This is a genomic window from Erythrobacter rubeus (genome assembly GCF_014705715.1).
Lineage (GTDB): Bacteria > Pseudomonadota > Alphaproteobacteria > Sphingomonadales > Sphingomonadaceae > Erythrobacter > Erythrobacter rubeus.
Window position 1 is genome coordinate 1307254 of record NZ_JACXLC010000001.1, and the last position, 19502, is coordinate 1326755.

Consider the following 19502-nt stretch of genomic DNA (forward strand, 5'->3'; position numbering starts at 1 on the left):
CCGATGGGTGTGCATCAGACCAACAGCACGCTCGCGAAATCGCTTGTCGGTGTTCACTTGTTTCATTTCTTCATGTCGAACTGCTCTCAGCGGGTCCGCTTCGCTCTCGAGGAGAAGGGCATCGAGTGGACCTCGCACCATTTGAACCTGCCCGCGCGCGAGCACATGACCGCCGAATATCGCGAGCTGAACCCGAACGGCGTTGTCCCGACCCTCGTGCACGACGGCACGGTCATTATCGAATCCAACGACATCATTGCCTATATCGATGGAGCTTTCGAAGGCCCGCACCTCAGCGCACAATCCGATAGGACGGCGGTGCAGCTGGAAGAGCTTCTCATGCTTTCGGACGAAGCGCAGCCCGCGATCAAGGTGCTCAGTCACGAGTTGCTGTTCAAGCCAGTTCGCAAGGTCACAGCCGATGATGTGGCGGCCATGGGGTCAGAGGGAGCGCGCCCCGAGCTCGTCGCATTCATGCGGGACTTCAGCGAGGATGGGGCGGCCTGGCAGGAGCGTGTGGCGATCGCGCAGCAAAACATGCGGGGCATGCTCGCCCGGCTCGACGCCTGCCTCGGCGATGCGGGATCATGGCTGCTGGGCGAGCAATTCGGACTCGCGGACATCAGCTGGAGCGTCAACGCGCTGCGGCTCATGCAAGCGCGCTTCGACACAAGCGATTGGCGCGCGTTCGAGGAGTGGCGCGATCGCGTCGTCGCGCGCCCGGCTTTCGTCAGCGCGGTGACGCAATACGCACCGGGCTGAAGAGCGCACCACTTCCAAGCCCATCGAAAAACACGTCCTCAGAATGGCCCAAATGTTAACGTGAAACCGGGGCCGGAGTAACCTTTCAATAACCCGCCTTCGCTAAGGCGGGGCCATGAAATACGCACAATCCCTTATCCAGCTTGGCGCTACCGCATTAACTGTATCTGTTGCCGGTGTCTCGTCGGCAGCACTTGCTGAGGGCGTGGATGCGGGCTCGCTGATCGAGAATACCGCTACGGCAACCTACGATGGCGGTGCCGGTTCGGTCACGGTTGATTCCAACACCGTCACAGTTCGGGTTGATGAGCTTCTGGACGTAACCACGACGTCGCTCGACGCCGGGCCGATCAGCGCAGCACCGGGTGAGGTCGTGTTGACCTTCGAGGTCACAAACACCGGAAATGGACCGGAAGCGTTCGAATTGACCGCAAATCCCACCGTTCCCGGAAACGAATTTGAGACGGTGATTGAAAGCATCGCAGTCGATACCAACGAAAACGGCGTTTATGACGAAGGTGTCGATGAGATCCTTACCGGACCAGAGACAACCTCTTCGCTCGCGGCTGACGACGCCATCACGGTCTTCGTCATCGCCACTGTGCCATCCGGTGTTGCCGACGGTGACCAGAGCCAAGTGCAGCTGACTGCCGCGGCTCAAACCGGAACCGGCACGCCTGGCACCGTTTTTGCCGGTGCAGGTGTTGGTGGTGCAGACGCAGTGGTCGGCACGACCGCTGCGACCGCAAGCGCCACCGGATCGCTCGCGGTCGGTATCACCACGGTCGATCTCACTAAGTCCGCAACTATTGCCGATCCCTTTGGTGGCGACAGCGCCGTTCCCGGTGCAGTGGTCACCTTCACGATCGTCGCCGAAGTTGCCGGAAGCGGCTCTGTGGACGACCTCGTCGTCGCCGACGCCATCCCAACCGACACAACATACGTTGCCGGAACGCTCGCGCTCGGCGGCGCGTCGCTGACCGATGCCGCGGGTGACGACGCAGGTCAGGCGTCCAACGCATCCGGCATCAGCGTCGATCTCGGCACTGTTTCGGGCGGGACATCGCAAACAATCACTTTTGACGTAACGATAAACTAAAACAAACCGGGGGTAAAACCATGAATACATTCGCAAAATTTGCCGCAGCATTATGTGCAACATCGCTTTTCGCAGCGCCTGCCTTCGCTCAGGACGCGGGGCCAGGCGAAACATTGGGGGCGACGACCCCGGTCGAATTGTCGGGCGATGTGCTTCTGGCAAAAACCGTTTCCGACGCCTCTGGCGTTGAGCGCATCGAACTTGTCGAGCCCGACCTTATCGTGCCAGGCGACCGTCTGGTCTTCGGTACGATGTACAAGAACAGCAGCGCCGAAGCCGTCACCAACTTCACGGTCACGAACCCGCTGCCCGAGGCCGTCCGTCTTGCACCCGATGCCGATGCCGAACTGGTCGTGTCGGTCGATGGGGCAAAAACATGGGGCATTTTGGCCAACCTCACCATCGTTTCCGCAAACGGTGCTGAACGATCGGCGATTCATGCCGATGTGACGCATGTTCGCTGGACGCTTGACGCTATCGCGCCCGGCGAAAGCGGCCGTCTCGAATATCAAGCCATCATTCGCTGACTAGCGGAAGGTAACCGCCAAGTCCTGCGGGCGGTCTTTCGACGCGGGGCACACGCAAGGAAAATGAAATGAAAACCACCACCCAGTTGCTGGGTGCGGTGAGCTCGATTGCGCTCATCGCGATGACCAGCACACCAGCGATGGCCCAGGGGACCACCGCTGGTGATACGATCACCAACAACGTTTCGGTCAGCTATCAGGTTGGCGGAGTCGATCAGGTCGAAGTCACTGCAAGCGACACGTTTACCGTTGACCGCCGGATCAACGTCAACGTCCAGTTCACTGGCGCATCGCCGACCTCGGTTTCTCCGGGTCAGGAAAATGCGGTACTCGCCTTTGATGTGACTAACCTGTCGAATGCAGTCGTCGATCTCGACCTTTCGACAGCTCTTTCAGGCGGAAACGCTGCAAACATCGACAATTTCGAGATTTATCTCGATAGCGATGGCGACGGCGCGCTTGATGCCAGTGAGCTTTCCGCAGGACCGATCACCTATCTTGATGAGGTTGCGTCGGATGATGGCACCGGAACCCAGACGATCGCGGTTCTGGTCGTTGCCGATATCAATCTAGACGCGGTCAACGCCGATACTTTCGACGTTGTTTTGACGGCAGATGCTCATGAAGGCGGCGATGCTGGCAACCTTGGTGCAGAGATTACCGCCACTGCTGGCGCTAACACCAATGGCGTCGACACGGTTCTGTTCGATGGCGCAGGTGATACCGACGCCGCAAATGCCGGCGATTTCTCCGATACCGGTGATTTCATCGTCGCAGGCGCGAATGTCTCTGTGGTCAAATCGAGCCGTATCGTCAGTGACCCAGTCAATGGCACGACCAATCCCAAGGCAATTCCGGGCGCGGTTATCGAATATTGTATCGCAGTTTCGAATGCGACCGGCGCTGCAACAGCGACAAGCGTTGTCGTAAGCGATGATCTTCCTGCGGATGTGACATTCGCAGAAGATGATTTCGGTATCTTCGTAAATGCCAGCGCCTCGATCGCGGATCAGGGCACTGCGACGACCAGCGATGACGTAGCGACTTGCTCGGGCGGGACTGACGGCGAAGCCGCGACCCCGCAGACGGGCACGTTCACCGAAGATGGCGGCACGGGCGGTCTCGACCTGATCACGGGCGAGCTGAACGACATCCCTGCCGCTACGACCCTCGGGGTCTATTTCCGGGTGACGATCAACTAAGATCGTCCAGGGAAAATCTTGCGTGTAAACTCCCTGCCGAAACGGATGGCAGCAGCACTACTTGCAGTGCTGCTGCCATTTGTCGTGTCTGCAGGGGCCGTGTCTGCGCAAGAGGTAACCCATACCATCACCAATACCGCCGACGCGAGTTGGCAGTTCGGTGGTCTGGAAGAAAGCACTTCGTCAAACACGGTTTCGATCGACGTCACCTTCCCACCACCAGAGATCTTCGCTTATCGTCCCAATCCCGGGGGAGCAGTGAATTTCGATTTCCGCGCGCCGATTTGCACTTCGGCCTCAGGAGGCACGCAAAGTGTGGTCATCGATGGGCCGGACAGCGCGTCTTCGGAGCCAACCCAGATCGTCGCATTGGCGGATGAAACCAACACGATCAATGCCGGCCAAACGCTGATTTTCGAAATCATCGCACTTGCCGCAAACACTGATCCAGAAACTGTCGACACGCTCGACGTTGTCATAACAACATCCGGTGGCGATCGCGAAACCCTGACCATTTACGAAACAGGACCGGATACCGGCCTTTTCGATGGGCAGATCAACACTATTCGCACGTTGCCAAATTCTGTCGAGGGCGACTGCCAGCTCAGCGTGGTGAACGGAAGCGCGATCGAGATCGAAGCATTTCCGCCGGACGGTGAAAGCGTAATCGTCAGCACTTCCGTCGACGTTCTGGCAGATCCGTTTGGGGTTGTGTTCGACAGTGAAACCGCGGAACCGATCGATGGCGCGCGTGTCACTCTGATCGACGCAGATACCGGACTGCCTGCGGTCGTGTTTGCAGAGGATGGCGTTACGCCTTGGCCGTCGACAGTGATCTCGGGTCAACCCATCACCGATGGCGCTGGCAACATCTTTCCGATGAAGCCTGGCGAATTCTGGTTTCCTCTGACTGCGCTCGGCAATTATCGCCTGCTGATAGAGCCGCCCGAGCCCTATACCGCTCCTTCTGTCGTTTCGTCCGAAAACCTCGCCCGCCTTTCGCACCCGGATGGCCGGGCCTTCGTCATTTCGAGAGGGTCATATGGTGAGGTGTTCTCGCTCGACAGTGCAGCCCCCGTGCAGGTTGATATCCCGCTCGATCGGCCTAGTCTGGCAATCGAGCTGACCAAGGCGGCATCGCGCCAGCGCGTCTTACCGGGCGATGTCGTGTTCTACTCGGTGACCGCGCGCAACAGTGACCCGACCCGGATCAAGCGCGACGTGGTCCTCACCGATATCCCTTCCAGTGCGCTGCGTTTTCGCCCCGATACGGTCCGCATCGACGGCCTTGAAGCGCCAGAAGCCATAACCTTTGCTCCCGATGGGAGCTCGTTGACGGTATCGCTCGGCGACATCGCTGGCGGTGCATCGAAGCGCGTTACTTACGCGACCACGGTACGACCCGATGCCGCACCAGGACGCGCAATCAATGATGCGGAGGCGACAGATTCGCTGGGCCGCACGATTCAGGCAAGCGCGGCAATCGATATCGACCGCGAGACGATTGCGGACCGGCTTACGATCATCGGCCGTATCACGGAAGGCCGCTGCTCGCGTCTGGACACCCTCGACAATCCGCGCCGCGGAATTCCGGGCGTTCGGGTTGTCCTGGAAGATGGCAGCTTTGCAATTACCGATGCGGACGGCCGCTATCACTTCGAAGGCGTCGTTCCGGGCACACATGTCGTGCAGGTTTCTAAAATGACCTTGCCCGAAGGCTCCCAACTGGTCGATTGTCATCGCTCAACCCGCAATGCGGGTAGCGCGAGTTCGCGTTTCGTCATCGGCCAGGGCGGTAGCCTGCTTGTCGCCGATTTTCACGCGATCGTCCCTGAGGGCGGTCTCGAAACAGCTGCACAATACGCTGAAACGCGTCCCGAGGCGGTTGGAGCGCGGGCGGTCAATGCTATCGCGCTCGGCGAAGCTCTCGGGGGAGATGCCGAAGCGCTGATTGAAGCTGGCGTACCCGAAACAACTGCAAAAGCCGCGACCGCGCCCGCGGCAGTGCGCGAGAATGCTCCGAACACCAACTGGATTGCGCTCGGCGACGGAGAAGACGGCTTCCTTACGCCAGCAATCGATGCGAACCCCCGCGCGCCGGCGATCCGCGTGGCGATCCGGCATCGTCGAGGTCAGACGATCACGCTCAAGGTCGACGGGGAAACCGTTAATCCGCTCGCATTCGACGGTACCCTCACGCCCGAAGCCGGAAAATTTGCCGTCAGCGAATGGCGCGGCGTTCCGCTCGACGGCGAGAAGACCACCCTCACCGCCGAAGTGATCAATTCCTTCGGAGAAGTATCGCAAACGTTCACTCGCGATGTCTTCTTCACCACCACGCCGACCAAGGTTGAGCTTGTTCCGGAGCTTTCCAACCTTATCGCCGATGGCCGCACTCGGCCCGTAATCGCCATTCGCGTGCTTGACCGAAACGATCGCCCGCTGCGCGAGGGCGTCTCGGGGAACTTCGATCTCAACGCGCCATACGAAAGCGCCGAGCAGCTCGACCGCCAGCAGCTCAATCAGCTGACCGGTCTGGAGCCAAGTTCCGCGCGCTGGGTGGTTAGGGGTACGGAAGGTGTTGCGCTGATCGAACTGGCACCGACAATGGTCAGCGGCTCGCTGCGGCTGAATTTTGCGTTCGATGATGGCGAAGTTTCGCGCGAGCAGGAGATCGAAGCCTGGATCGAGCCCGGTGAAGTCGAATGGACGATTGTGGGCCTGGTCGAAGGAACCGTCGGTGCTCGCTCCGTTGCAGACAACATGGAGCGTTCGAGCCGCTTCGCCAGCGATCTGGGCGACGACGCGCGCGTGGCGCTGTATGCAAAAGGCAGGGTGCTGGGGAAATATCTCCTGACGCTCGCCTATGACAGCGCGAAACAGCGCGAGGATCAGCGGGTTCTGGGGGCTCTCGATCCGCAAGCTTATTACACGGTGTTCGGCGATGGCTCCGCGCGCCGCTTCGATGCCGCGAGCCGCGAGAACCTTTACGTGCGGATCGAGACATCGACATTTTACGCATTGTACGGTGACTTCGCGACGGAGTTTAACCAGACACGGCTCGGACGATACAATCGCACCGCAACCGGCGTGAAAGGCGAAGCGCGGATCGGACAATTCAAAGCGCAGGGGTTTGCAGCCGAGATCGCCAGTCGTTTTCAGCGCGAAGAGATTCAGGGACAGGGTATCTCCGGTCCATACGAGCTGGACAGCCGGCGCATTCTGCCAAACAGCGAACGCGTGACCATCGAGGTGCGCGACCGCTTCCGTTCGGAAATTATCGTTTCAAGTCAGACGCTTGAACGCTTCATTGACTACAATCTCGACCTTCTTTCAGGCACGATCACGTTCAACGAACCCATCCTCAGCCGTGATGTTGATTTGAACCCGCAATTCATTGTAATCGATTACGAAATCGATGGATTGGGTGCGTCGGAATTGAACGCGGGGGCCCGGGTCGACTGGACAAGCGATAACGGCGCGCTTCGCATCGGCGCGACTGCGATCAGCGATGAGGAAGAGAGTGACCGAACCAATATCGGCACCGTAGATGTGCTGGCCAAACTGGGCGACTCGACCGAGCTTCGCGCGGAAATCGCAGCCAGCCGGAGCGAAGGTGAAACCGCGACCGGCTGGATGGTGGAAGCACAGCATCAGACAGGCTCGCTCGATATCCTCGCCTACGCAAGTCAGCTCGATGCCGATTACGGTGTGGGCCAGCAAAATGGCGTAGAATTGGGACGCCGCAAGGTTGGCGTTGATGGACGCGTGCTCATCACTGACGAGTTGAGCGTCGTCAGCAGCATCTGGCAGGACGATAGCCTGACGGACACCTCCAGGCGCCGTGCTGCGCAGACAAAGGTAAATCTGAGCCGCCAGCGGACAGACCTGCATATCGGCATCACACATTTCGACGACCGGCTTGCAGATGGTTCGACCAACACGTCGACCGTGCTCGACGGCGGAGCCCTGCACCGGCTTATCGATAGCAAGCTTGAGCTCAGCGTCTCCAGCTCCATTGCGCTGGATGATGCAGAGAGCGTGGACCTGCCGTCGAGGCATCGCTTTGGCGCTCGTTATGCGATCACCGACGATATTCGCCTAGTCGGCACTTACGAATTTGCAGATGGCGAGGATATCGAAGCCCGCCAGCTGCGTGGTGGCGTCGAAGTCGCCCCGTGGCAGGGTGGACGCATCATCACCACTCTGGGGCAGGAGACGATCGATGAATTCGGTGATCGCTCCTTTGCCACCTTCGGCCTGTCACAGACCCTGCAAGTGACGAAGTCGCTCACTCTCGATGCGACCATTGACGGCAACCGCACCATTGGCGGCGCGCCGGATGTCGCGGATGTCGTGAACACGGGCCAGCCAGTCGCGACAGGCGGACAGCTTACCGGAAATAATCTGTTCGAAGACTTCACGGCACTCACCCTTGGCGCAGGGTGGCGCAGGGATCGCTGGAGCATTACTGGCCGCGGTGAATATCGCGATGGCGAGGAAGCCGACCGCGCAGGCGTCACCTTTGGCGCGATCCGTCAGCTGGGTGAAGGCAGCATCGTCGGATCCGGCGCAACGTGGACCCGCGCAGAAAATGAAGATGGCCCGACAACAGAGATTTTCGACGCAAGCATCGCGTTAGCCCACCGCCCCGATGCTTCGGAAATCGCCATGTTGGGCAAACTCGAATATCGCAGCGACCGGGTAACGGGCGCTGTCGCAGGTCAAGCCGGCGCAGCCGGACGGACCGCACTGATCGTTGACGGCGATGCAACGTCACGCCGCCTGGTGGCGAGCTGGTCGACCAACTGGTCTCCGCGTGGCAACGATATCAACGAACTTGGCATCGAGCACGAAACCCGCCGCGACGAGTATACGCTTTTCATTGGCGGTCGGTACAATTTCGACCAGTTCGAAGGCATTGAGTTCTCTGGAACCACCCTGCTTGTCGGAGCCGACGCACGGATCGGGATTACCGACCAATTCGAAATCGGCGCCGGCGGCACTGTGCGGAGCAATCTTGACGACGACGTGACGAGTTTCTCCTACGGCCCGCGCGTTGGATTCGTCCCTGCGGATGGCGTGCTTTTGACTCTGGGGTACAACGTAGACGGCTTCCGCGACGGCGATTTTGCGGCCGCACGCAACACTGAACAAGGCGTTTTTGCAGCGATCCGCCTGAAGTTTGACGCGGACACATTTGGCTTCCTCGGGCTCAATGGAGAACGCCGATGAGCCCCTCGACATCCTACGAAGTAAACGCCCTGTTTACCATGCTGCGGTACGCGGGCTTTATGCTTCGTCACGCGCATCGCTGCCTTCATAGTCTTGCAGTTATCCTGCTCGTTCTGGTTGCCTCGCTGCTTGCGGCTGCCAATGAGGCGCGGGCGCAAGATGCAGAGATCGATTGGGCGGATGCTGGTGTAAGCAGTCTGACCCCCTTCCCCAGCGGGACGACCGTTGCCGGCTCGGACGGCACAACCGCCACAGTGACCTGGTCCGTCGAAACCGAGGGATCCGGAAGCTTCGATCCTGCTTTCGGAGGCGATTTCGTAAGCTATTTCAGCGGCACCGTCGGGGGCAACCCTTCCCCGCTTGTCACAAGCTTCGACAATTCGAGCTTCGATCCGCGGGATAAGATCACAATCACCATCACCCTTGATCGAGCGGTTCGGAATCTCCGCTTTACTGTAAGCGATATCGATTCAGGCCCTTGGCGAGATGCTATCGAGGTCTTCCACTCACCAAACTTGTCTGGCGCATTCTCCAACGCGGCCTCGACCAACTCATTCTGGACAGCCAACACCACTGTCAGCCGCACAAATGACGCGACCGTCAATGGGTGGACCGGGATAGGTGCCTCAGCCACGGCTGCCAGCGATGGCAATCTTGCGTTTGACTTTGGTTCGACGGAGGTTCGCCAGATAAGGATCGTCTATTTCAGTTATACCGGGACGGGAGATCCGATCGCACAATTCGCAACAGTCTCAGATCTCGTATTCGGTGAGAATTCCGCAGACCTGTCGCTGGCAAAGCAGCTGATAGGTAGTGCACCGACCAATGGAGGAGCAGCCACCTGGCGCCTGACGGTTTCAAACGCAAGCACGTCCGGCACGACAGCAAACGGCATTCTGGTGCGCGATGCCTTTCCACCCGAATTCTCCTTCACCAACGCGAGCGGTGATGGGACCTTCAATTCGGGCACGGGGGAATGGAGCGTCGGAGCGCTTGCTCCCGGGACCAGTGCATCGATCGATTTGACCGGACGAGTGGTGGCTCCGGCTGGCACGACCATTACCAACACGGCTGAAATTGTTGCCAGCAGCGTTGATGACCCGGACTCAACGGTAAACAATGCGATCACCAGCGAGGACGATTACGCATCGTCCAGCTTTACGGTGGCCACAAACTCCGCAGGCGTTCCGCCGGAGCTTTTTTGCCCCAACGGAACATCGTTTTTCCGTTGGGGATCGATCTCCTGGCCGCGTGGTAGTACCAGCAACAGTTACACTCTGGGCACTCTTGGGACGATTGGCTTTTCGATCACGAACGAGGGAGCTTGGGTTCCCGTGACGCGTTATGGCGGCGCAGTTCCCGGTACCTCGGCGACCATGACGGGCGGTTTCAGTGACGGCGGAAGTTCGCTCATCTACCACGTCAATCGCGATAATCGGGTTCAGCAAAGCGTCACCACCATTACGCTTCCGCAATTGATAACGGGCGCTCAATTTCAAGTCTTCGATGTCGACTCCTCATCCGGGTTTGAGGACCGAGTGACCGTTTACGGCCAGAGAAGCGGCGTTCGGGTCGATGCACTGCTTACCGGGAGCGCGTCCAATACCGTGAGCGGTGATACCGCACTTGGGAATGGGGGATCATCCGACACGCAGGGGCTCGGCAATGTCACGGTCACTTTCTCCGATCCTGTAGATACCATCATCATCGAATATGGGAACGGACCGGGCGCACCTGCCAATCCAACCAACCAAGGCATAGGATTGCACGATCTTGCATTCTGCACGCCGTCCCTCCCCTCCCTTTCGGTCACCAAGATCAGTTCGATCATCTCGGATCCTGTCAACGGTACTACCAATCCCAAAGCAATCCCCGGCGCGATCGTCGAATATCTCATCAGCGTGCAGAACAGCGGCGATGGGAGCAGCGACGCGGACAGCGTGTTTGTGACCGACGTACCGTCCGGTGACACCACCCTATGCCTACTTCCGAGCGCCGGCGGACCTGTGAGGTTCTCGGATGGGTCGGGAAGCTCCGGCCTCACATACAATTTCCAGACCCTGAGTTCGGCCGCTGACGATTTGGAATTCTCAAACGATAGCGGCAGCACATGGACCTACACGCCGGTTGCCGATGGCGACGGCTGCGACCAAGCCATAACGGCGTTCCGGGTCAATCCGAAAGGCACCTTCCTTCCGGCAGGCGCTTTCGAACTACGCGCTCGTTTCCGCGTAGAATGAGATATCGATGCCAGTGCATATTTCGGGAGCCCATCAGGCCGGACACGTGAAAGCTGCACTCAATCCACTCGCTATCCTAGGGGCGAGCCAACGACACAAAATCAGATCGCGCTTTCCTTACTAGCTTGGCGTAGCCACCCGCGCGCCGCAGGACTGCCGGATGATCAGTTCTGTCTTCAATATTTCCGGCTCTTGCGCTTCGCCGCCGAGGATTCCGATAAGCTTCTCTACCATGACCTTGCCGCCGTGCCGGATCCGCTGGTGAACGGTTGTGATCGGCGGGCTTACATGCGCGCTTGAGGGGATGTCGTCGAATCCCACAACGGAGACGTCGTCGGGGACGGCTATTCCCGCTTGGCGCAGGTTCGCAATTGCGGCCATGGCGATCATGTCGCTGCAGGCGAAGATGCCGTCATAGCGCGGGAAAAGCTCGACAAAGGGCTTGGTTACTTCGCGCGCTTTCTCGATATCGAACGGGGTGTGGATCACCAGGTCTTCGTCAAGCGGAATGTCGTATGAAGCGAGCACCTGTTTATAGCCTTCGAAACGCTGCCGCATCTCCGGCAAGTCCGTGTCCCCAAGAAACGCGATCCTCTTACGTCCAAGCTTGAGCATGTGCTCGGTTGCGAGGCGCCCTCCACCGACATTGTCACTTCCGATGACGCAGTAGTCATCGTCCGCAGAAACCGCGCCCCACGCGACGACCGAGGCATGCCGCCGTGCGAAGTCGCGAATAGCCGAGCGGTGCCGCCCCTGCCCTACGAAGATCACCCCATCTGCACGCGCACCGAGAAATGCGCAGCCGGGTCGCTCTTCGTCCCATGGAGGCGAGCGAGACATCAGCACGTCATAACCGTGCTTGCCCAGTTCGTCGGTCAGCACCGCGAGCATGTCGACGAAGAAAGGGTCGGACACCTGCTGCAGCGTTCCACGTTCGATCGGAAAGATCACTTCGATCGTGCGGGTCTGCCTTAGCGCGAGATTGCGTGCCTGCTCGTTGATGGCGAAATCGGCGTTGCGCGCGATTTCCAGAATTCGGTCGCGCGTTTTCTCGGCCACCAGCGTGCTGCCGGATAAGGCCCGCGAGACGGTCGACTCCGAGACATTCGCCATGCGGGCGATGTCGCCCATCGTCACTTCTGAAGAGCGGCGCGCCATGATCGCCTCTTTACCTTGCCCCCTGTCGCCGACCTATAAACACGCCGTTGGGGGCCAATACCAGCCTTCCGCCAGCGATATCCGAGGACAGGCTCGCGGTTTCAACAGGTTTGGACTCTTCGAGGTCGGTCAGATCAAGCGTGGCGGTATCGGTCTCCGATAGATTGAAGGCACACACGATACGCTCGTCGCCAAGTCGGCGTTCAAACACGATCGCGTCAGGATTCTGTACCTGCACTGGAACATGATCGCCGCGTATCAGAACCTGCGAAGCGCAACGATAAGCAATCAATGAACGCGCATATTCAAGCACCGATTGTGCATCGCCGTCTTGACGATCTGCCGCGAGCGTACGGTGGCGTGGATCAACCGGGAGCCAGGGCTGTTCCTGCGAGAACCCGAGGAAAGCGCCTTCACTCGACCATGGCATGGGTGTGCGGCAGCCATCGCGACCGAGATTGTCGGGCCAGAACCGGATCGCTTCGGGATCGCGCAGTTGCTCAAACGGAACGTCGCCCTGCGGCAGGCCGAGTTCTTCGCCCTGATAAAGGAAAATCGTTCCCCGCATGCTGAGCAACAGCGCGAGCAGCATTTTTGCGCGCTCGGGGGTCTCCGTGCCATCCGACCAGCGGGAAAGCACCCGGCGCACATCGTGATTGGACAGCGACCATGATGGCCAGGCATCCTTGTCGTTCCAGACCTCGAGCGCCGCCTCGACAAAGCCGGGGGCCGGTTTGCGGCTCTCAAGGAAATGAAAATTGTAGGCGGTGTGCAGGCGGGAATTGCCCTGCGTGTATTCCAGGCTGCGTTCAAGGTTGGAGCCGCTCGCGATTTCAGCGACGCTCATCCGGTCAGGATATTCGTCAATGACACTGCGGAGGCGCTCGAGAAAGGCGAGGTTTTCGGGCCGTGAGCGGTTGAAGCGATGGTGCTGGAATTCATACGGGCGCCTGCCATCAGCGATACCGCTCGCGGGGTTGTCGCGTAGTTCGAGGTCGTGGAAATAATTGTTAGCCACATCGAGCCGGAGCCCATCGACGCCGCGATCCAGCCAGAAACGGGTGATGTCCAATATGGCATCCTGCACTGCGGGCTGATGAAAGTTGAGATCGGGCTGTTCGCGCAGGAAATTGTGCAGATAATATTGCCGCCGAGACGTGTCCCATGACCAAGCCGACCCGCCGAACATTGAAAGCCAGTTGTTGGGCGGCGTCCCATCCTCCTTGGCGTCGGCCCAGACGTACCAGTCCGCCTTGTCGTTCGTCGCAGAAGTGCGGCTTTCACGGAACCATTCGTGGCGATCCGATGTGTGCGAATAAACTTGGTCGACGATCACCTTTAGACCGAGCTTATGTGCACGAGCAATGAAGCTATCGAAATCGGCAAGCGTGCCGAAGATCGGATCGACATCGCGATAGTCTGCGACGTCGTATCCAAAATCAGCCATCGGTGAGGTGAAGAACGGCGAGAGCCAAATGCCATCAACGCCGAGATCGGCCACGTAGCCGAGCCGATCGATGATGCCAGCAAGATCGCCGACGCCATCACCATTGCTGTCGGCAAAGCTGCGCGGATAGATCTGGTAAATAACCGCGCCCTTCCACCATTCGGCGCTGCTGTTGCTTGCGGAGCTCATCGGAAGATCACCACTATGATCGCTGTCACCGCGAGCAGTGCAATCGCTTGATAACGATAATTCTGCCAAGCGGGCTTGCCCGCCAGATCCGCACTCTCGGCAGCAAACAAGGAGCGCGACCAGACGAACTCCTCGATCTTGGCCGCGTCTGGCGCGGGAGCGCTGAGGCTACCCAGAACAAGAGCGAGCGCGCTCGCGAGAAATAGGAGCGGTGCCATGTAAAGGAAATGCAGGCTGAACAGGCCGAACACCTCGATTGCGAGGAAGCCTGCAAGACCCAGAGCGAGACCTGTCACAAAGCAGGCAAAGCCGCCCGCAGAGTTCGCCCGGCGCCAGAACAAGCCCACCACGAACAGAGCGACGACTGGCGGTACCGCATAGGAGAACATGGCCTGGATATAGGCGAAGATCGAACGGAAGTTGGAAATAACCGGCGCCCATACGATCGCAAAAATCAGGAAGCACACCATCACAACGCGTCCGACATACATCAGCTGACGGCTGTCGAGATCGGGCTTTGCACGACGCACAAAATCCATCGTCACCAGCGTCGACGCCGAATTCAGCGCGGAATCGATTTGCGACATGATCGCTGCAAGAAAGCCTGCCAGCGTCAACCCGAGCAATCCGGCGGGGAGCAGATCGAACATCATCGTCGGATAGACGAGGTTCGCGTTGTCAAGCTCGGGATAAAGCAGGATCGCCATGCTGCCGGGCAGCACCATGATGAAGAGCGGCGGCAGCTTCAGCACGCCAGCGAATAATGCGCCCCAACGCCCATGATCCACGGTCTTTGCCGCGAGGGCGCGCTGCACAATCGCCTGATTGGTCGCCCAATAGTAAAAGCCAAGGATCGGCACGCCGGTAATCAGACCGAGCCAGGGAACGCCCGCATCGCCCAATGGCCTGACTAGGCTTAGCTTTTCCGGCGCGATCTGATCGAACAAGGCGTTCCATCCGCCGATCTTCTCAAGCGCGATCCAGGTGATGACCGACGAACCGATCAGCAGCAGAATGGCTTGGATTGCATCTGTGTACATGACCGCCGAAAGCCCGCCGGTGACCGTGTAAAAACCGGCGATGAGCGCCAACACCGTCATAATCTGCCATAACGGAACATCGGGCAGGACCAGCTGGATTACGATCGCTCCTGCAAAGAGTGAGCCCGCAGTCTCGACGACGACGCTAAGGAACAGTGTCAGGATCGAGAAATAGGTTCGGACCCTGCCGTCATATCGACCGGCAAGAAATTCCGGCATGGTGAACACCTGCCTGCGGATAATGATCGGCAGGAAGAAGACCGCGAAGATCACGAGGATGACCGCAGCCATCCACTCGTAATTGTAGACAGAAATCCCTGTCGCGTAGGCATCTCCGGACAGGCCGACTAGGGTCGTACTGGAAATGTTGGATGCAAACAGGGATAGTCCGATGAAGGGCCAGATCATGTTGCGCCCGGCGAGGAAGTAATCCTCTGCCCCCTTGCTTCGCCGAGCAAGTACGAGCCCCAGTACGATCATGCCTACAAAATAGGCGAGCACGATACCTATATCGAACGTCGATATCTGCGGTGTCGGCATGTCCCTCCCAACCCTTTCAACGGGCGATTATCGACAGAGCGGTTCGCAACATCGATGAATCCCTCAAACTTTTGCAAGCGTTAGCAGGCAAACGAACTTCCGCAAAGCCCGATTGAAAAATATACATAACAATCTGTTTTTGATGTCTTTTATATCATTTCTGTGAGAGTCTCCGAAACTGAAACTGCTCGGATCATGTGAAAATTGCCGTCATTTTGCAAGCGCTTGCATTCACCCCTCGCCTTACTTATCACCTAAGAGTCGAAGCTCGAATCAATACGGGCGGAACAAATGGGAGCAGGTCTAATGAAGCGCAATTCAATCAAGTTTTCCCTCATGGCCGGGGCCAGTCTGCTGGCAGCGCCCGGCCTGGCGCAAGAGGCCGATGTCAGCAGCGCTGAAGCACAAGCAACGGCGGAAGGCGAACCGACCAATTCGCTGAACGAGATCATCGTCACCGGCCGCGTCGGGAACACCGCGCAAACCCAGTTCGAAGCCACGGTTTCGGTTTCGACTTTCGATGCATCCGATATTGCCGAAGTTGCGCCCTTGACCGTAGCCGACCTGTTCGCGCAGGTGCCCGGCGTCTGGGCCGAGTCTTCCGGCGGTCAGGCAGCAGCCAACGTCTTCATTCGCGGTATCCCCGCCCCCGGCCAGTTCCTGTTCTCCAAGATCCAGGTCGATGGGCTTCCGGTTTTCGAAGAGCACGGGATCGGCTTCCTCACTCCGGACGGCCTGTATCGCAACGACCTGACTACCGAACGTCTCGAAGCCGTGCGTGGCGGTTCGTCTTCTGTATTCGCCTCCAACGCCCCCGGCGGGATTTTCAACTACATCACGAAACGCGGAACCGACACGCCGGAAGGCGGCGTCAAGTTCGAGTGGGGCGATTTCGGGCATTACCGGGTCGATGCCAATTACGCCGGTCCGCTCGGTGAGGACACGACCTTCTCCATCGGCGGCTTCTACCGGGTTGCGGACGGCGTTCGTGACCCCGGTTTCAGAGGCGATGAAGGCGGCCAGATCCGCGCCAACCTCACGCAGCAATTCGACCGCGGCGAACTGACGGTTTCGGCCAGCCACATCGACGATAGCAACCTCTTCCTCCTGGCCATCCCGCTCGACCTCGATGAAGATGGCGATCTCACCGATCTGACCGGCATCGATGCCAATTTCGGCACGCTGGTGAGCGACGATATCCGCGACACCACCCTACTCTTCCCGACCGGGCCGCAGGAATTCGACCTTTCGGACGGCATCAACAATGTCGCGACCACGATCGGCCTTGAATTCGAGTACGATCTGGGAGGCGGCTTCACCGTCACCAACCGTAGCCGCTATGTCGACGGCGAAACCCAGTTCAATTCGGCGATCGCTTTCGGTGCCGAGGATGCGAACACCTTCCTCGCCGGCCAGCTGGGCGCAGCGCAGGCGGCTTTTGGTGCGGATGTCGCCGCGGTTACGGCGTCCTTCCTCGACGGCACGCCCTTCGGCCTTCCCGATGCGAATGGCGTAGGCGGCAACAATGGAAACGGTCTTATCGGAACGAGCGGGTTCTTCCCGGTCAATTCCGATTACGACAATTTTATCAATGATTTGCAGCTGTCCAACTCATTCGATACGGGCATCGGCATTCACAATATCACGGCAGGTTTCTACTCGAGCTTTTACAGCATCGAGCAGTTCCAGACCTTTGCCGGCTATGTGCATGAGATCGCCAATTCGCCCCGCCAGATCGAGCTGACCGCGGTCGATGCAGACGGCAATGCCGTGGGCACCCTTTCGCAAAACGGTTTCACGAATTTCTCCACCGGGTTCTTCCAGAACTATTCCGGCGATGGCGAGGTATTCGCGTGGTACCTTTCCGACGAGTGGGAGGTGAACGATGATCTCCGCATCGACGGCGGGATCCGCTACGAAACGCAAACGCTCGAAGGTGCGGTCGAGATACCCGGCACCTTCGACCTGAGCGCGCAGAACACGCTGCTGCCGACCGGATCCCTTCCCACTACCGCAGACGATGCGGTCGTCGGCGGCACCGGCCAGTTCGAGTCCTTCAGGGAAACCTACGATGAGTTCGCATGGACCATCGCAGGCAATTATGTCTGGACCGACTACCTCTCGACCTTCGCCCGCGTCAGCGATGGCTTCCGGACGCCAACGCTGGACGATCTGGCCTCTGCAGGCGCCGACAACACCGGCAATGTTCTCGTTGGCTCCGTCTTCCAGGTCGAAGGCGGCTTCAAGGTCAACCTGCCGCGGTTCCAGGCGTTCATCACTGGCTTCTACAGCGAAGTGGATGACCAGCCCTTCACCGAGCCGGTAAACGATATGAACGGCGATGTGATCGATGCCACAATCATCCAGTCGAGCGAGACGATCGGGATCGAAATCGAAACCGAAATCGGTCCATTCTACGGCTTCTCGATCAACGCGAAAGGCACCTTCCAGGACCCCGAGTTCGCTGGTCTTACGGTGTCGGGCGGCGGCCTGACCGTGGATGACTCCGCAATTACGGGAAATCGCATTCCGCGTATCCCATCGCGGATCATCTCGGTTCGTCCGCGCTTCGAATTTGCCGGCGACGACATCGGTCTGGGAGGGTCGGATGGCTCGATCTTCCTGAGCATCTACAATGTCGGAGATCGTTTCTCGGATATCGGCAACACGATCCTTCTGCCCGGTTACACCACTTTGGGCGCAGGTGCGCGGCTAGGTTTCGTGAGCGGATTTGAACTCTCGGTCGTCGCCGACAACCTCACCAATACGATCGGCCTCACAGAGGGTAATCCTCGCACCGACCTCTTCGCGCCGATCGGCGGGGACGTCACAACTGCCACTTTCGGACGCCCGATTGTGGGTCGCAACTTCCGCGTCTCGGTCGGATATAGCTTCTGACCTCATCTCTCCTGCGGAAGGGATCGGCCCGGCTGCTCGGTTGAGCAGCCGGGTCATTCTTTTGAGGCGGGTAGCGGTCGAACGAGTGTCGGCGACCTCCGCCCTCCCCGCTCGGTTTCCGATTTGTTATTCGGCCAATGTCGGATGACGATAGGCTTCAGGATAGCTCATGGGTCGCATCGGTCCGGCTGGGATCGTCCGGTTCCACGTCCGCCCGAAATAACCTTGACGGCAATGGATAAGCGAGCCGCTTTCAGCGACGCCGGGCAGAGCATAAACACGGCACAGCCAGCGCCAGAGGTGCGGGTAATCGAGCACTCGCGCTCCGTTGAGCTTCATGCGGACATAATAGACCGGATCGTGGCGGAACAGGGTCGGAAACAGGCGCAAATCGGCTTCGGTGAAGCGATCGCCAGTCAGAAAGGGACGGTCGTCGGATGCGAGCCTTGTTTCCAGCTCGCCGAGCGCTGCAAAATACTTCTCAAAGGCGCTGTCGTAGACGCTCTGGTCGCTTGAAAAGCCGGCTTTGTAGGACCCATTATTGATGTGGACGTAGACGTAGTCGTTGAGCTCGTCGATTTCGCTGCGCAGAGCGGCATTTTCATCACCCTGCGGATAAAGGTCGGGTACGTCGCCTTCAGCGCCCAACGCATCGGCTTGAAGGCCAAACATCCTGACGATTTCAGAGCTTTCGTTCGAGACGATGCGCTTGGTTTTCTTGTCGTAGAGGATCGGGACCGATCGCTCCTCCGACCCTTCGAGCGCGTAGATTTCCGGCACCAGTCGCAGGTTTTGTTCGGTCGCGGTTTCTTCGGTGCATTCGGGCAAAGGCTCGCCGGTCAGCGGAGAGGCCTTGTCGGGCGCGAAATGCCAGAAATTGGAGCCCGCCGGATCGTCTTCGTCGGTGCGATTGGGGTAGGCGATGTCGAGTGACACGCTGTGGGTAAGACCCAGAACTTCGCGCGCCAAAGTGACGCGGTGGCACCACGGGCAATTGAGCGCGACGAAGAGGTGATAGCGCCCCGGTTCGGCGGGGAAGTCCTCGCTTTCGCCGATCACATCACGAAATTTGCTCACCCCGCGCACGAACTCGCCCGAGGCGCGGCGCTTGGCGACGTCTTGCTGGCTCTCTTCCTTTGAGGTGTCGATCGCGTTGGTCATGGCA

11 protein-coding genes are annotated in these 19502 nt (G+C 59.0%); 7 read left to right on the forward strand and 4 right to left on the reverse strand.

What is annotated here, in order from left to right; genetic code table 11:
- Positions 1-3 precede the first annotated feature (3 nt).
- The 6 genes from IB285_RS06400 (at position 4) to IB285_RS06425 (ending at position 11065) form a co-directional block, all read left to right on the forward strand.
- Complete coding sequence (locus IB285_RS06400) at positions 4-762, forward strand: glutathione S-transferase family protein (protein WP_190787395.1); 759 nt, start codon at positions 4-6, stop codon at positions 760-762.
- A gap of 115 nt (positions 763-877) precedes the next feature.
- Entirely contained in the window at positions 878-1861 is a 984-nt protein-coding gene (locus tag IB285_RS06405; protein WP_190787396.1) for a hypothetical protein, read from the forward strand.
- Between the two features lie 20 nt (positions 1862-1881).
- The gene (locus IB285_RS06410) at positions 1882-2388 is read left to right on the forward strand and encodes a hypothetical protein (RefSeq protein WP_190787397.1); all 507 of its coding nucleotides are present in this window, start codon (positions 1882-1884) and stop codon (positions 2386-2388) included.
- 68 nt (positions 2389-2456) lie between these two features.
- Entirely contained in the window at positions 2457-3590 is a 1134-nt protein-coding gene (locus tag IB285_RS06415; RefSeq protein WP_190787398.1) for a DUF11 domain-containing protein, read from the forward strand.
- A 45-nt stretch (positions 3591-3635) separates the two neighbouring features.
- Positions 3636-8825, forward strand: coding sequence for a DUF11 domain-containing protein (locus IB285_RS06420; protein ID WP_190787399.1), 5190 nt, complete (start codon positions 3636-3638; stop codon positions 8823-8825).
- On the forward strand, positions 8822-11065 hold the full coding sequence (locus tag IB285_RS06425) for a DUF11 domain-containing protein (protein ID WP_234033080.1): 2244 nt from the start codon (positions 8822-8824) through the stop codon (positions 11063-11065). Before IB285_RS06420 ends, IB285_RS06425 begins: the two co-directional genes overlap by 4 nt.
- Positions 11066-11185: 120 nt before the next feature.
- Here IB285_RS06425 and IB285_RS06430 read toward each other — a convergent pair whose 3' ends face one another.
- Genes IB285_RS06430 through IB285_RS06440 form a run of 3 tightly spaced genes read right to left on the reverse strand, consistent with a single transcriptional unit; the run spans position 11186 to position 15439 of the window.
- Positions 11186-12223, reverse strand: a complete 1038-nt coding sequence (locus tag IB285_RS06430) for a LacI family DNA-binding transcriptional regulator (protein ID WP_190787400.1) — start codon at positions 12221-12223, stop codon at positions 11186-11188.
- 10 nt (positions 12224-12233) lie between these two features.
- A complete protein-coding gene (locus tag IB285_RS06435) occupies positions 12234-13859 on the reverse strand; it encodes an alpha-glucosidase family protein (protein ID WP_190787401.1) in 1626 nt (541 codons plus the stop codon).
- Positions 13856-15439 carry a sodium:solute symporter gene (locus tag IB285_RS06440; protein WP_190787402.1) on the reverse strand — a complete coding sequence of 528 codons (1584 nt, stop codon included), beginning with the start codon at positions 15437-15439 and terminating at the stop codon, positions 13856-13858. Before IB285_RS06440 ends, IB285_RS06435 begins: the two co-directional genes overlap by 4 nt.
- Positions 15440-15745: 306 nt before the next feature.
- Between IB285_RS06440 and IB285_RS06445 the strand changes: the two genes are divergently transcribed.
- A complete protein-coding gene (locus IB285_RS06445) occupies positions 15746-18337 on the forward strand; it encodes a TonB-dependent siderophore receptor (protein WP_190787403.1) in 2592 nt (863 codons plus the stop codon).
- Positions 18338-18463: 126 nt separating this feature from the next.
- Here the strand turns inward: IB285_RS06445 and IB285_RS06450 are convergent, their stop codons facing one another.
- Positions 18464-19498, reverse strand: coding sequence for a glutathione S-transferase C-terminal domain-containing protein (locus tag IB285_RS06450; protein WP_190787404.1), 1035 nt, complete (start codon positions 19496-19498; stop codon positions 18464-18466).
- Positions 19499-19502 lie beyond the last annotated feature (4 nt).